At 63.5% G+C, this 14,087-nt stretch carries 13 protein-coding genes; 8 read left to right on the forward strand and 5 right to left on the reverse strand.

Annotated features, from left to right (window positions below):
- Window positions 1-195 precede the first annotated feature (195 nt).
- The 4 genes from NKH01_RS27585 to speB all read right to left on the reverse strand — a co-directional run bounded on the left by NKH01_RS27585 (window position 196) and on the right by speB (window position 3,524).
- Window positions 196-843: an amino acid ABC transporter permease gene (locus tag NKH01_RS27585; RefSeq protein ID WP_023722520.1), complete on the reverse strand. Its 648-nt coding sequence runs from the start codon at window positions 841-843 to the stop codon at window positions 196-198.
- Entirely contained in the window at window positions 840-1,508 is a 669-nt protein-coding gene (locus NKH01_RS27590; protein ID WP_353023343.1) for an amino acid ABC transporter permease, read from the reverse strand. The genes NKH01_RS27585 and NKH01_RS27590 overlap by 4 nt, the downstream gene beginning before the upstream one ends.
- Window positions 1,509-1,514: 6 nt before the next feature.
- Window positions 1,515-2,324, reverse strand: coding sequence for a transporter substrate-binding domain-containing protein (locus NKH01_RS27595; protein ID WP_031195178.1), 810 nt, complete (start codon window positions 2,322-2,324; stop codon window positions 1,515-1,517).
- A 138-nt stretch (window positions 2,325-2,462) separates the two neighbouring features.
- Entirely contained in the window at window positions 2,463-3,524 is a 1,062-nt protein-coding gene (gene speB / locus NKH01_RS27600) for an agmatinase (protein ID WP_353023346.1), read from the reverse strand.
- A 181-nt stretch (window positions 3,525-3,705) separates the two neighbouring features.
- Between speB and gcvA the strand changes: the two genes are divergently transcribed.
- From gcvA to NKH01_RS27640, 8 genes are all read left to right on the forward strand, one after another.
- Window positions 3,706-4,680 (forward strand): transcriptional regulator GcvA, encoded by a 975-nt coding sequence (gene gcvA / locus NKH01_RS27605; protein ID WP_352467794.1) that lies wholly within the window; start codon window positions 3,706-3,708, stop codon window positions 4,678-4,680.
- Window positions 4,681-4,874: 194 nt separating this feature from the next.
- Complete coding sequence (gene pncB, locus NKH01_RS27610) at window positions 4,875-6,179, forward strand: nicotinate phosphoribosyltransferase (RefSeq protein WP_353023348.1); 1,305 nt, start codon at window positions 4,875-4,877, stop codon at window positions 6,177-6,179.
- Window positions 6,180-6,347: 168 nt separating this feature from the next.
- On the forward strand, window positions 6,348-7,790 hold the full coding sequence (locus tag NKH01_RS27615; protein WP_353023350.1) for a hypothetical protein: 1,443 nt from the start codon (window positions 6,348-6,350) through the stop codon (window positions 7,788-7,790).
- A gap of 163 nt (window positions 7,791-7,953) precedes the next feature.
- Window positions 7,954-9,258 (forward strand): ABC transporter substrate-binding protein, encoded by a 1,305-nt coding sequence (locus tag NKH01_RS27620; protein ID WP_023718162.1) that lies wholly within the window; start codon window positions 7,954-7,956, stop codon window positions 9,256-9,258.
- A gap of 86 nt (window positions 9,259-9,344) precedes the next feature.
- Window positions 9,345-10,226 (forward strand): branched-chain amino acid ABC transporter permease, encoded by an 882-nt coding sequence (locus tag NKH01_RS27625; RefSeq protein WP_023718163.1) that lies wholly within the window; start codon window positions 9,345-9,347, stop codon window positions 10,224-10,226.
- Window positions 10,223-11,185, forward strand: coding sequence for a branched-chain amino acid ABC transporter permease (locus NKH01_RS27630; protein WP_023718164.1), 963 nt, complete (start codon window positions 10,223-10,225; stop codon window positions 11,183-11,185). Before NKH01_RS27625 ends, NKH01_RS27630 begins: the two co-directional genes overlap by 4 nt.
- Entirely contained in the window at window positions 11,182-11,910 is a 729-nt protein-coding gene (locus NKH01_RS27635; RefSeq protein WP_023718165.1) for an ABC transporter ATP-binding protein, read from the forward strand. Before NKH01_RS27630 ends, NKH01_RS27635 begins: the two co-directional genes overlap by 4 nt.
- Window positions 11,903-12,622, forward strand: a complete 720-nt coding sequence (locus NKH01_RS27640) for an ABC transporter ATP-binding protein (protein WP_352484342.1) — start codon at window positions 11,903-11,905, stop codon at window positions 12,620-12,622. Before NKH01_RS27635 ends, NKH01_RS27640 begins: the two co-directional genes overlap by 8 nt.
- Here the strand turns inward: NKH01_RS27640 and NKH01_RS27645 are convergent, their stop codons facing one another.
- The gene (locus NKH01_RS27645) at window positions 12,623-14,050 is read right to left on the reverse strand and encodes a sodium:proton antiporter (RefSeq protein ID WP_023718167.1); all 1,428 of its coding nucleotides are present in this window, start codon (window positions 14,048-14,050) and stop codon (window positions 12,623-12,625) included.
- Between the last annotated feature and the right edge of the window lie 37 nt (window positions 14,051-14,087).

Genomic DNA, 14,087 nt, shown 5'->3' on the forward strand with positions numbered 1-14,087 from the left:
TAATAGATGCGACCTCGCTGCTTCATGGCCCACACTCCATCTCTGATGAAAGACTAGTGTGTTGCCCTCACCGATTGAGCCCACCGTCAGAACTGGACATTGGCGAAAGGCAGATCCTGATCCTAAGAGGCGTTCGAGCACTAACCGCAGAGACAGCTTCCTAGCTGCAGCGTCGTCAATGCAACATGTCTGGGCTCAGCGGGCCGCCGCCCGCTGCTCGAGCGAACGTGCGTATTGCGTCAGCGGAAAGCACATGACGAAGAAGATCAGCGCTACCAGCCCGTAGACTTTGAACGGTTCGAAGGTCGCATTGTTGATTGCGTTGGATGTCCTCACCAGCTCCTCGAAACCGATGATCGAGGTCAGCGCGGTCGACTTGATCAGCTGCACCAGGAAGCCGACGGTCGGGGCGCGGGTGATCGAAAACGCCTGAGGCAAGATGATCAGCCGGAGTTCCTGCAGATAGTGCAGGCCGAGGCTGGCGCCGGCGTCCCACTGGCCGCGCGGCAGCGCATCGACGCCGCCGCGCCAGATCTCGGCGAGATAGGCGCTGGCAAAGAAGGTCAGGCCAAGCACCGCCGCGGTCCACGGCTCGATGCGCAGGCCCAGCATCGGCAAGCCGAAGAACATCAGGAAGAGCTGCATCAGCAGCGGCGTGCCCTGGAAAAGCGCGATGTAGCCGGAGGCAAACCGCCGCGCCCATTTATTCTTGGCGATCCGGAAGAACAGCACGATCATGCCGACCACGGCGCCGCCGACAAAGGCGGCCAACGACAAGAGCACTGTCCAGCGCGCCGCCAGCAGCAGGTTGCGCAGAATGTCCCAGAAGGTGAATTCGATCATGACACGCCGGCTCCAAGAAGCCGGCGCCCGCCGCCGACCAGCAGCCGGCGCAGCCCAATCGACAGGATGAGATAGACCATCGTCACCACGAAATAGGTCTCGAAAGCCCGGAACGTGCGCGCCTGCAGCATGTCGGCTTCATAGGTCAGCTCGCGCACCGCGATCTGCGACACCACGGCGGATTCCAGCATCATGATGACGATCTGGCTGGTCAGCGCCGGATAGATCACCTTGAGCGCCTGCGGCAGCACGATCTTGATGAAGACCCGGCGCGGCCTGAGCCCAAGCGCCATTGCCGCTTCCGTCTGCCCGGGCGGCACCGCGTCGAGTCCGGCGCCAACGATCTCGATCGTGTAGGCCGCCATGTTGAGCGTCATCGCCAGCATGGCTGCCAGCACGGGATCGAGCCTCACGCCGATGCTTGGCAGCCCGAAGAAGATGAAGAACAGCTGCACCAGGAACGGCGTGTTGCGGATCACCTCGACATAGACGCCGATCGCCCGCTTGAGCAGCAGCGGGCCGTTCCGCCGCCCTGCGGCGCCGAGGATGCTGAGCAACGTTCCCGCCAGCGTGGTCACGGCGATCAACAGGATCGTCGTGGCCGCGCCGCGCGCGATCGCCCCTGTCGCCCCGGCAAGCCAGCCGAAGTCGAGGCTATAGGTCACCGGCCGTCAATCCTTGAGATTGGCGGGATCGAGCGGTGTCTTCAGCCAGGCCTTCGAGCTTTCGTCCAGTTTGCCGTCGGCCAGCATCTTGGCAACCGCATCGTTGACCGCTTGCTTGAGGCGGTCTTCCTTCTTGTTGAGGCCGATATGCGATGGCGAGGTGAGAAGCTGGAATTTCTGTTCCGGCTTCAGCGCCTCCTGGCGGGCGAGCACCTGGGCGCCGACATCGTTGCCGACCACCATCAGCTGGGTCTGGCCCGAAATGAAGGCCTGGATGACGGAATTGTAGTTGTCGAAGCGGCGGATGTCGGCCGAGGCGGGTGCTGCCTCGGTCAGCGAGGTGTCTTCCAGCGTGCCGCGATTGACGGCGATCGACTTGTCGGCAAGGTCTTCCTTGCCTTTGACCGCAAGTGCTGCAGGGCCGATGACGGCGATGTAATAGGGCGCGTAGGCGGCGGCGAAATCGATCACCTGCTCACGCTCCTTGGAATAGCCGACGCTCATCAGCAGGTCGACGCGCTTGTCGGTCAGGTACGGAATGCGGTTCTGCCCGGTCACGCTGACCAGATTGAGCTTGACCTTGAGCTGGTCGGCGATGGATTGCGCCACGTCGATGTCGTAGCCCTTGATGCTCATATCGGCGCTGGCCGAGGAGAAGGGCGGGAAATCGGAAAAGATGCCGACATTGATGGCGCCGGCCTTGACAATGTCGTCGATCGCGTCGGCATTGACGGCCTGGGTGGTGAAACCAAGACCGGCCGCACCGAGCATCAGCACGGCTGCGATAGATGATTTGAGTTTCATGTGAAGTGTCATTTTTATTCCCCTGCTGGAAGCTTGTTTGTTTGAGTGCAACCGCCGGCTCCAGCGCGGCGGTAGCCTTTGGATTCCCTAGTGGACCATGATCGTCTCCGAAAAACGGTTCCTACTTTTTCGGGGTCATGGTCGAACGCGTCAGCCCGCCTTGCCGGTGATTGCCGGGCTGAAGACCATCAGGCTGAGGATCTCGAACAGCACCTGCGCGCCGGCATGCGCCGTGTTGGTGGTTGCGTCGTACTGCGGTGCCACCTCGACGACGTCGCCGCCGACGATGTTGAGGCCTTTCAGGCCGCGCAGCAGCTCGAGCACTTCGCGCGTCGTCAGCCCGCCGACTTCCGGTGTGCCGGTGCCCGGCGCAAAGGCCGGATCGACGCTGTCTATGTCGAACGAGACATAGGTCGGGCCGTCGCCGACTATCCTGCGCGCCTTCTCGATGATGGCGGGAATGCCGAGGCCGGTCACCTCTTCGGCATGTACCACGGTCATGCCGGACTCATAGGTGAACTCCCAAAGGTACTCGGCCGAGCCGCGAATGCCGATCTGGATGGTGCGGCTCGGGTCGAGCACGCCGTCCAGCACCGCGTTGCGGAACGGCCCGCCATGGTGGAACTTGGTCATGTCGAACAGGCCGCTGGTATCGCAATGGGCGTCGATATGGATCATGCCCACCGGCGCCTTCTTGCCGACAGCCTTCAGGATCGGGTGGCTGATCGAATGGTCGCCGCCGACTGACAAGGGCAGGACGCCGGCGTCGACGATCTGGTTGGTGCGGCGTTCGATGTCGTCATGGCTGGTCTCCAGCCGGTAGCGGCTCTGGAACGGCACGTCGCCAATGTCGGCGACTTTCAGCTCATGCGTCGGTGCGCATTCCAGCACATGATTGTAGGGGCCGATGCGCTCGATGGCGCGTAGCGCCCTTGGCCCGAAACGGGCGCCCGGCCGGTTGGTGACGCCCAGATCCATCGGCACACCGATCATCGCCACCTGAAGATCGCCGAAATCCGGATTGTCGGCGGCGATTTTACGATAGGGCGCCGCGAGGAAGGTCGGGATGCCGGAATAGGGCGCCAGCCGCGTGCCGGTCTTGGAGAAGATCTTGTCGGCGACACGCTGGAATTTCGGGTCGAACATTTCGCCGCCATGGCTCTCGCCGTATTTGCGGCGCAGCGCTTCGAGCTTGCCGCGGTCATAACCCATGTCGGTCCTCCATGGCTGGTGCAGCGCGGACGGCGGCCTCGATAGCCGCAGCCGTTGGCTGCCTGCAGATTTCACGTCTTGATGCAATGCTTGGGCAAAGTGTCCTGTAGCTGCATTGAAAAATCAATTGATATTGTTAGGGTGTTCGCTGTGAGAAAATCTCACAGAGCTTAGGTTCCAAATGGCCAAGCGTTTGCCACCGCTCAACCCGCTGCGCGCCTTCGAGGCGACGGCGCGCCATGCCTCGCTGACCAAGGCGGCGGCCGAGCTGAACGTCACCCACGGCGCCATCAGCCATCAGATCAAGGCGCTCGAGCAATCATTGGGCGTCAAGCTGTTCGAGCGCGCCGGCCAGCGGGTGAAGCTCACGCCGCACGGCGCCGAGTTGCTGCCGGCGGTGTCGACCGCCTTCGACGGCATCGCCGCCGCCACGCAGCGCATGACACGGCCGGCCAGCACCGGCGCGCTATCGGTATCCTGCGTGCCGGCGCTGCTATTGCTGTGGATGATCCCGCGGCTGGGCAGCTTCACTTCGCAATATCCGGATATCCGGCTGACGCTGATCCCATCCAATGATGCCAAGGACGTCCGCGCACCGCATATCGATGTCTGCGTGCACTATGGTGACGGCAGCTGGACCGATTGCTGGATGCGCAAATGGTCGGGTCTCGAACTGTTCCCGGTGGTCAGCCCGACGCTGATCAACAACCGCCCGATCCGCACCGTCCGCGACCTCGCCGATCACGTCTTCCTGCATGGCGACGACGGCCGCGAATGGCACACCTGGCTGGCCGCCGCCGATGCGCTGGACCTGGAGCGCGGCCGCCGCCACCATCTCGGCGACGCGCGCATGGCGACCGAGGCCGCAGTCCACGGCCATGGCGTGGCGCTCGGCGACACGGTGACGGCAAGCGGACTGCTCGCCAGGGGTCTGCTTGTCGCCCCGTTCAGCCTTTCCGTGCCGGCGGTCGACGATTTCTACGTCGTCTGCCGCAACGAGATGAGGTCGGCGCCGATCGTGCAATTGTTCATCGACTGGCTGTTTGCCGAGAAAGAGCAGGCCGACCGCCGCGCCGACGCGCCGGTGGCGGGCCGCATCGGCACTCGCCGCAAGCGTCCGGCGCTCAAGGTGGTCGGCGCCAAGACCGCATCCTGAGGCCGAAATTGCCGTAGGCGACGCTTGCCGCAGGGGCTTCTTTTTGTCGGGCCAGCCCGCAAAGCGGGAGGCGCTTTCAAAAATTCGATGCTAAGAGCCATTTGGAGCAATTCCAGGAAAAGTGCGCAGCGGTTTTCCATCCGGAATTGCGCTAAACAAAAAGCTAGAGCGAGCAGCGAAGGCGGCATTGAGCGATGGCAAAGACCGATATAGCGCGGCGCGTCTACAACCACACCTGGAAGCTCGACCCGATCGTCCGCAGCCTGCTGGACACCGATTTCTACAAGCTTTTGATGCTGCAGATGATCTGGGGCATGTATCCCAAGGTCGATACCACTTTCTCGCTGATCAACCGCACCACTTCGGTCCGCCTTGCCGAGGAGATCGACGAGGCAGAGTTGCGCGAGCAGCTCGACCATGCCCGTACGCTGCGCTTCTCGAAGAAAGAGATGATCTGGCTCGGCGGCAACACCTTCTACGGCCGCAAGCAGATCTTCGAACCGGAATTCCTCGCCTGGCTGGAAAATTTCCGGCTGCCCGAATACGAGCTTTCCAGGCGCGACGGCCAATACGAGCTCACCTTCAGCGGTCCGTGGATGTATACGACGCTGTGGGAGATCCCGGCGCTGGCAATTATCAACGAACTGCGCTCGCGCGCGGCCATGCGGGCGTTCGGGCCGTTTGCGCTCGACGTGCTCTATGCCCGCGCCAAGGCCAAGATGTGGGCCAAGACCGAGCGGCTGAAGGCGCTGCCCGGCATCCGCATTTCGGATTTCGGCACCCGCCGCCGTCATTCGTTCCTGTGGCAGCGCTGGTGCGTCGAAGCGTTGAAGGAGGGCATCGGCGAGGCCTTTACCGGCACCTCCAACGTCCTGCTCGCCATGGACAACGACCTCGAAGCGCTCGGCACCAACGCGCATGAGCTGCCGATGGTGTTCGCCGCGCTCACCAATTCGGAAAAGGAATTGAAGCAGTCGCCCTATAAGGTGTTGCAGGACTGGCAGCGCTACTACGGCGGCAATTTGCTGATCGTGCTGCCGGACACCTTCGGCACCGCGGCGTTCCTGCGCGATGCGCCGGACTGGGTCGCCGACTGGACCGGCTTCCGCCCCGACAGCGCGCCGCCGATCGAGGGCGGCGAGAAGATCATTTCCTGGTGGCGCGAAAAGGGCAAGGACCCCAAGCAGAAGCTGCTCATCTTCTCCGACGGGCTTGAGGTCGAGACCATCGAGGAGACCTACCGCCACTTCCGCGGCAAGGTGCGCATGTCCTTCGGCTGGGGCACCAACCTGACCAATGATTTCGAAGGCTGCGCACCGACCGAGACCAACCGGCTCGACGCCATCTCGCTGGTCTGCAAGGTCACCGAGGCCAATGGCAGGCCGGCGGTCAAGCTTTCCGACAATCCGGCCAAGTCGACAGGCGACGAGAAAGAGATCGAGCGCTATCTGCGCATTTTCGGCCAGAAGGACCGCGTGGAGCAGTTGGTGAAGGTGTGAGGTAGGGAACTCTTGCGTAGTATGAGTTCCTTCTCGCCCGCCTCTGTCCTACCGGACATCTCCCCCACGAGGGGGGAGATTGCGCCCTCATTGCTGCTTTCGCCAATCGCTAAAGTTGCAGAAGGAGAGCCGACGGCGGAACCGCCGATCTCCCCCCAAGTGGGGGAGATGTCCGGCAGGACAGAGGGGGGCGCCGCAGAGCGCTGCATTTCTGCAATCAGGCCCTTTCCCGGCCTCGTCGCTTCGGTGGCTCTCCTGTCACCCGCGCCCGCCTTCGCCCATGCCTCCGACCGCGGCCACGTCCTGCTCCTCCCCACCGGCTACTACGTCGCCGGTGGCGCGCTCGCCGTCGCCGCCAGTTTCCTTGTCCTGGCGCTACTGCGGCCGGACTCCCTCGACCGCTTCTGGCGCAAACGCCTGCCGCTTTTCACCTTCGGCGACGGCGCGCGGACTGCTGTCAGCCTGATATCCTTTGCCGGCTTTGCAATCCTCATTGCCGCCGGCCTGTTCGGCAGCCGCGATCCGCTCTCCAATCCGCTGCCGCTGACCGTATGGACATTGCTCTGGGTTGGGCTGGCTTTGCTGCAAGGGCTCGGCGGCGATCTCTGGTCGTGGCTCAATCCGTGGTACGGGACTTGCCGCGTCGTCTCGCGCCTGTCCGACAGAACGCAGCCACGGCGGCTGCCCCAATGGCTCGGCTATTGGCCGGCTTTCGTGCTGTTCTTCGCCTTCGCCTGGTTCGAGCTGATCGACCCGGCGCCCGATGACCCGGCGCGGCTGGCCTGGGCCGCCGGCGTCTACTGGCTGCTAAGCTTCGCGGCCATGCAGGTCTTCGGCTACCGCGGCTGGACCCGCAGCGGTGAGTTCCTGACAATGTTCTTTTCGATGGTGGCGCGCTTCGCCATCGTCGAACGCAACGAGGACGGCCGGCTCAAACTCTGCTGGCCGGGCGCTAAGCTGCTCGAGGTTGCGCCGCTGCCGCTAAGCGGCGTCGCTTTCCTGCTGCTTGCGCTGTCGTCGGTATCCTTCGACGGCCTGTCGAAAACCTTCTTCTGGCTAGGCCGGTTCGGCATCAATCCGCTGGAGTTTCCGGGACGCACCGCCTTGATCGGCATCGGCAGTTTCGGCCTTGTGCTGACCTTTGTCGTGCTTGCGGCCGTGTTCGCGCTTGCCGTCTTTCTTGGCCAGCACCTTGCCGGCAGCAAGCATTCCCTCGGCCACGCCGCAGGGCTGCTGGTCTGGTCGATCGTGCCGATCGCGCTCGCCTATCACTTCGCGCATTATCTGACGGCGCTGCTGGTCGACGGCCAATATGCGATTGCCGCTCTCTCCGACCCGTTTGCGCTGGGCTGGAACCTGTTCGGTACCGCCGAAATGCCAATTGAAGCCGGCGTCGTCGCCGGCGCCGGCTCGGCGTGGTGGCTGTGGAATCTCCAGGCCGGCGTCATCATAGCCGGCCACATGCTTGCAGTGCTTGTCGCCCATGGCTTGGCCTGGCGGCTGCATCCCGTTCCCGCTCGCGCCGCGCTCAGCCAGTTCCCGCTCACCGCGCTGATGATCGCCTACACCGTCTTCGGCTTGTGGCTGCTTGCGACGCCAACCGCCGGGTGAACGAGATGCGCGATGCCCGTCAATCGAACCTTGGGGAAAGCTCGCTTGCCACGTCAGAGCTTTGGTGATTTAGTTTGTACACATGCAATTTTCGGCCCTCTTAGCAAGAGTGGCCCGCCTCGCTACAGCCATTGGTCAAAGCTCAAAAACAAGGGGAACTGCCGTGACTGACAAGAATGGGTTTTTCGATCTCTCCAGATCCGCTCTCACCCGCCGCACGGCGCTGAAGGTCCTTGCCGCCGGCGCCGGTCTTGCCGTCGCGCCGGGCTTCGTGCGCTACAGCCAGGCGCAGAGCTCGGCGCCGATCAAGATCGGCTTCCAGTCGCACCGCACCGGCATCGGCGCCGCCTATGGCCGCTGGTACGAGAAGACCACGGCCGCGGCGGTCAAGGCGATCAACGATGCCGGCGGCATCAACGGCCGGCCGGTCGAGGTGATCATCGAGGATGACGGCACCGATCCCGGCCGGGGCGCCGAAGTGGTCGGCAAATTCGCCTCCCAGCACAAGACCGACATCGTCTACGGCACGCTGTTTTCGCATGTCGTCATCGGCTCGGCGCCGGCCGCCGGCGAGGCCAAGATGCCCTATTTCGTCGTCAGTGAAGGTCACCACGTCGCGTCGACCAAATTGAACCGCTACGTCTTCCAGCCCGGCATCACCGACGTGAAGAGCCAGATCCAGTCGATGGCGCCGTGGATTGCCGCCAATGCCGGCAAGAAGGTAACGCAGATATTCCCCGATTTCGCTTTCGGCTACGATCATCGCGACTACCTGCCGCCGGCGCTGAAGGCGCAAGGCGCCGAGGTCATCGCGCAGATCGCCATCCCGCCGACGGAATCCTCCTTCACCAAATATTTTCCGCAGATCCCGGCCGAGACCGAGGTGATTTACCACGTCATGGTCGGCCCGGCGGTGCTCACCTTCGTCAAGGAACTCGGCGAGTTCTACGGCTCCAACCGGCCGCAATTGTTCGGCTTCATCGATTCGCTCGAAGCCACCGACATCAACAGCCCCGGCCTCGAATTCCTCGACGGCAGCCATTTCTGGGAAGGCTCGCCACGTTATGCGCAGCCCGATGACTCCCCTGCACAGAAGGCCTATCGTGCCGCCGTCGGCATCGACGACAATGGTGCATCTGTCGGCGATCCCAAGGACGTCTCCACCGCCGCGCACATGTTCGGCTGCTGGGAAACGCTCTACGTCGTCAAGAAGGCGATGGAGGATGCCGGCTATAAGGGCCCGGAAGACCGCGCCAAGCTGGTCGAGGCGACCGAGGCGTTGACCGAGTTCGCCGAGGGGCCCGAGCATCCGCAGGGACCGAAAACCTTCAACGGCAAGATCCACCAGTGTTTTGGTATCCAGAACATCTCCAAGGTCGAAGGCGGCCGGCTGAATGTCGTCCACAAGACCAAGATCGAGGACGGCCTCTACGAGCCGGAAGGGGATTACACGACGCAGGCGCTGTGAGCTTGGCTGCTGCAGCAAGCGTGAGCGCCAAGACACCCCCCTCTGGCCAGAGGGGGGTGCTTCGCGCATCCGCCGGTGCTTAGCCGATGCACTTCGGACCCCACCTGCTCCTCGCCGCCCTCGAAGGCCTCGTCACCTCCGCCGTCCTGGCGCTGACGGCGCTTGGCCTGTCGCTGGTGTTCGGCGTCATGCGCGTCGTCAATGTCGCGCATGGCGAGTTCTTCATGCTGGGCGCGGTGCTTGCCTGGGCGATTTCTACGGCGATATCCGGCCATCCGGCGCTCGGCTTCCTGGCCGCCCTGGTGCTGGCGCCGCTGATCGTCGGCTTGATCGCACTGCTCGCCGAACGGCTGGTCCTGCGCCGGCTCAACTACAATCCGGAAGCCACCATCGTCGCCACCATCGGCATGCTCTACATCATCCAGCAATTGGCGCTGACCTTCTACGGCCCGGAGGCGCGGCCTGTGGAGCCGCCGTTCAGCTACCGCATCCTCCTGCCGTGGTTCGGCTATTCCGGCTACAAGCTGTCGATCATCGCCGCATCCGCGCTGCTTCTGGTCGCGACCTGGCTGGTGCTGACGCGCACGAAAATCGGCCTCATCATGCGCGCCACGCAATATGACAGCGAGACGGCGCAGGCCTTTGGCATTCCGGTGACCAGAGTCTATGCCGGCGTCTTCGCGCTCGGCGCCATGTTGGCGGCTGTGGCCGCGGTGCTGATCGTGCCGATCAGCCAGGCCCACTATCTGATGGGACAAGACCCGCTGTTGCTGTCGTTCATCGTCGTCATCATCGGCGGCCTCGGCTCGCTGCGCGGCACGGTCGTCGCCGCGGTGCTGATCGGCCTTTCCGACGGCATCATCTCGGTGTTCTTCTCACCGACGCTGGCCAAGATCATCGCCACCTTGCTCGTCGCCATGGTGCTGGTGTTCCGGCCGCAGGGCCTGTTCGGGACGGCATCGCGATGAAGGATGCTTCGCCGGCAAAGCCATATGCGCTGCACCTCGGCGTCATCGCCCTGCTTTTCGCCCTGAGCTTCGTCTTGCCGGAATACCATCACGGCCTGCTCGCTCGCATCATGGTGCTGGCGGTCTTCGCCATGGGCTACAATCTGCTGTTCGGCTATGTCGGGCTGCTCAGCCTCGGCCATGCCATGTTTTTTTCAGCCGGGCTCTATGGCGCCGGCCTCGCCGTCATTCATCTCGGCTGGAGCGTATCGGCCGCCTTTGCAGCCGGGCTTGCCTGCGGCGCACTTCTCGCGCTGGTGATCGCGCTGCTGGCGCTGCGCACCTCCGGCGTCGCCTTCATGATCGTAACAATGATGTTCGCTCAGGTATTCTATCTCGTCATCCTCTATCTCGCCGCCTGGACCGGCGGCGACCAGGGCATGGTCGTACCGCAGTCGATGCGTGTCCTTGTCCTGGGCAGCACGTCGCTCGACCTCACCAACCCGACCGTGCGCTATATGAGCGCGCTGGCGCTGTTCTCGATCGTGCTGCTTATAAGCCTGGCCATAGTCCGCTCCGGCTATGGCCGCGTGCTGGTCGCCATCCGCGAGAACGAGGAGCGGACAAAAATGCTCGGCTACGATACGTTTTCCAACAAGCTCGCCGCCGTCATCGTCTCCGGCACCATCTGCGCGGGTTCCGGCGCCGCCTATGCGCTGCTGTTCGGCTATGTCGGCTCGAGCTTCGCTTCGGTGCAGTATTCCATCCTGCCGCTGCTCTGGGTGCTGCTGGGGGGTGCTGCCACCACGCTCGGGCCGCTGATCGGCACGCTGTTCATGTACTATGTCATCGACGTCGCTAGCGGCTACACCTCCGCCTATCTGCTGATCGTCGGCATCGCGCTGATCCTGCTGGTTTTGTTTTTCCCAAAAGGCATTCTCGGCAGCATTCGCCAGCGCTGGCTCGGATGGCTGCCATGATGCCGCTTTTGACCACCAAAGACCTGTCGCGCAGTTTCGGCGGCTTGCGCGCCGTCGACGGCGTCGACTTCGCGCTGATGCCGGGCGAGATCCGCGCTGTCATCGGCCCCAACGGTGCCGGCAAGACCACCTTCGTCAGCCTGGTCAGCGGCCGCATCCAGCCCTCGTCGGGCACGATCATCTTCGACGGCGCCGATATCACCAGCCTGCCTGCCTACGCCAGGGTTCGCCTTGGCATCGCCTATACATTCCAGATCACCAGCGTCTTTGCCAATCTCAGCGCCTACGACAATGTTGCCCTGCCGGTGCAGCGCACGCTGACCGACAGCCGCTCGAAGGGCGCGGTTCACACCGGCGTCATGGCGGCGCTCGAGCGCACCGGACTTGCCGACTGGGCGCAAATGCCGGCCGGGCAGTTGTCCTACGGTCACCAGCGCCTGTTGGAAGTGGCGATGGGGCTGGCACTGAAGCCGCGGCTGCTGATCCTCGACGAACCGACGCAAGGGCTGGCCGACAGCGAGATCGACAATTTCATCGAGCTGGTGCGCGAGATCGCCGATAGCGCCACCGTGCTTTTGATCGAGCACAACATGCCGGTGGTCATGCAGCTCGCCGACCGCATCACCGTCTTCAACGCCGGCAGGATTTTAGCTGAAGGCACGCCCGAGCAGATCCGCGCCAATGCCGCGGTGCAGGACGCCTATCTGGGGACGACCCATGGCTGAGGCCCAGTCCAGGGCACTGACGATCTCTGGGCTTGATTGCTTCTATGGCGAGGTCCAGGTGCTCTATGGCCTCGATCTCGTCTTGAGCGAGGGCGAGGTGCTCTGCCTGTTCGGCCGCAACGGCGCCGGCAAGACGACGACGCTGAAGGCGATCATGGGCCTGGTGCCGGCAAGCGCCGGCTCGATCCGGCTCGAAGGGCGGGAATTGACCGGCCTGCCGGCGCACGAGGTGCCCAAGGCCGGCGTCGCCTATGTGCCGCAGGGCCGGCGGCTGTTCGCCGAGATGACGGTGGCTGAAAACATCGAGATCGGCCTGATGGCCCGCAACAAGGGCAAGGCGACGCGCGAAAACGTGCTCGATCTCTTCCCGCTGCTGCGCCAGCGCCTTAGGCAGCGTTCTGGCACGCTATCGGGCGGCGAGCAGCAGATGCTGGCCATGGCCCGCGCCCTGTGTCTGGAACCACAGGTGCTCCTACTCGACGAGCCGACCGAAGGGCTGATGCCGTCGATGATCGCCAAGATCCGCGAAACCGTTTCGAAGCTGCGTGCGCTTGGCGTGTCGACAATCCTTGTCGAGCAGCGCGTCGATGCCGTGCTCTCGGTCGCAGACCGCGTTTGCTTCATCGAAAACGGCCGCAACCGCGAGACGGTCGACGTTGAGGAACTGCGTGCTGATCCCTCGGCGGTCCGCCGCTATGTCGGCGTCGGCTGATCAGGCAAAAAACAGCAAGCCGGCGAGCAGGAAAGTCGGGATCAGCACGGCGCCCGACCACGCCATGTAGCCAAAGAAGCTCGGCATCTTGATGCCGCGATGCCTGGCAATGGCATAGACCATGAAATTCGGCGCATTGCCGACATAGGTGTTGGCACCCATGAACACCGCGCCGGCCGAGATGGCCGCCAGCGTCGAGGCGAGCTCGGTCATCAGATGCTGCGCATCGCCGCCGGCCAGCTCGAAGAACACCAGATAGGTCGGCGCATTGTCGAGGAAGGACGACAGCGCCCCGGTCAGCCAGAAATAAGCGAGATTGTCGGGCGCGCCGGTCGGCGAGCTGACCAGCAGCACCAACGGCGCCAGCGCGCCGTCGAGGCCGGCCCGCAATATGGCGACGACCGGCACGATGCAGATGAAGATGCTGGCGAACAGCTTCGCCACCTCGGCAATCGGCCCCCAGCTGAAGGCGTTTGCGCCGCGAAACTCCTTTGGCGAGACGACAAGCGACGTGAAGGCCAGTATCAGGATGGCGGCGTCGCGCACCAGATTCTGCAGCTCGAGGCTGACGCCCTGAAAAGAGAAACTCACTCCCGGCTTCCAGGCAGCGGAAATCAGGATCGCGGCGATCACCCCTGCCAGCAGCGGGATGTTGGCCAGGCCGCGAATGCGCACCTTGCTGTCGGGCGTCGGATCCTTGATCTTCGGCGCGCCTTCCTCCCGGTGATGCATGATGATGTCGATCGCCAGGAAAACCGCCAGCACCACGCCGGCGACGAACAGTGTCTCGGGCAACAGGTGAACTGTCGTCCAGAAGAAATCGACGCCGCGCAGGAAGCCGACGAACAGCGGCGGATCGCCGAGCGGCGTCAGCGACCCGCCGATGTTGGACACCAGGAAGATGAAGAAGATGACGACATGGGCGTTGAAGCGCCGGTTGTCGTTGGCGCGGATGAGCGGCCGGATCAGGATCATCGAGGCGCCGGTTGTGCCGATGATCGAAGCAAGCACAGCGCCGCCCAGCAACAGCCCGGCATTGACCAGCGGCGTGCCGTGGATGTTGCCGGCAACGAAGATGCCGCCCGAAATGGTGAACAGTGCGAACAACAGGATGATGAACGACATGTATTCGGTGAGCAGCGCGTGCAGCACCGCCTGCGTTGCCGACGGGATGCCGAAGGCGAGCGCCAGCGGCCCGATCACCAACGCTGCCCAGAAAGCGGCAATCTTGCCGTAATGGTGCTCCCAGGCATGACGGAAGAGCAACGGCCCGGTCGCGATGCAAAGCAATAGCCCGGCAAACGGCAGCACCCACCACAGCGACATGGCGGCGCCCGGCAATTCGTGCGCTTCGGCCGCGAGAACCGCTCCCGGAGAAAAGATTGCGGCAATCAGTGCAGCACTTGCCGTCAACGCCGCAAACCGCATGGAGCCCCTCAAAAGTCTGTCAGGTTCGGCTGGATGA

The sequence above is a fragment of the Mesorhizobium sp. M1403 genome (assembly GCF_040317695.1).
In the GTDB taxonomy this organism is placed as follows: domain Bacteria; phylum Pseudomonadota; class Alphaproteobacteria; order Rhizobiales; family Rhizobiaceae; genus Mesorhizobium.

What these genes read in the sequence shown, in the direction of transcription:
- NKH01_RS27630 (WP_023718164.1), top strand. Translation starts at nt 10,223, where the DNA reads ATGAAGGATGCTTCGCCGGCAAAGCCATATGCGCTGCACCTCGGCGTC.
- NKH01_RS27585 (WP_023722520.1), bottom strand. Translation starts at nt 843, where the DNA reads ATGATCGAATTCACCTTCTGGGACATTCTGCGCAACCTGCTGCTGGCG.
- NKH01_RS27595 (WP_031195178.1), bottom strand. Translation starts at nt 2,324, where the DNA reads ATGACACTTCACATGAAACTCAAATCATCTATCGCAGCCGTGCTGATG.
- NKH01_RS27625 (WP_023718163.1), top strand. Translation starts at nt 9,345, where the DNA reads ATGCACTTCGGACCCCACCTGCTCCTCGCCGCCCTCGAAGGCCTCGTC.
- pncB (WP_353023348.1), top strand. Translation starts at nt 4,875, where the DNA reads ATGGCAAAGACCGATATAGCGCGGCGCGTCTACAACCACACCTGGAAG.
- speB (WP_353023346.1), bottom strand. Translation starts at nt 3,524, where the DNA reads ATGGGTTATGACCGCGGCAAGCTCGAAGCGCTGCGCCGCAAATACGGC.
- NKH01_RS27635 (WP_023718165.1), top strand. Translation starts at nt 11,182, where the DNA reads ATGATGCCGCTTTTGACCACCAAAGACCTGTCGCGCAGTTTCGGCGGC.
- NKH01_RS27645 (WP_023718167.1), bottom strand. Translation starts at nt 14,050, where the DNA reads ATGCGGTTTGCGGCGTTGACGGCAAGTGCTGCACTGATTGCCGCAATC.
- NKH01_RS27640 (WP_352484342.1), top strand. Translation starts at nt 11,903, where the DNA reads ATGGCTGAGGCCCAGTCCAGGGCACTGACGATCTCTGGGCTTGATTGC.
- gcvA (WP_352467794.1), top strand. Translation starts at nt 3,706, where the DNA reads ATGGCCAAGCGTTTGCCACCGCTCAACCCGCTGCGCGCCTTCGAGGCG.
- NKH01_RS27615 (WP_353023350.1), top strand. Translation starts at nt 6,348, where the DNA reads ATGTCCGGCAGGACAGAGGGGGGCGCCGCAGAGCGCTGCATTTCTGCA.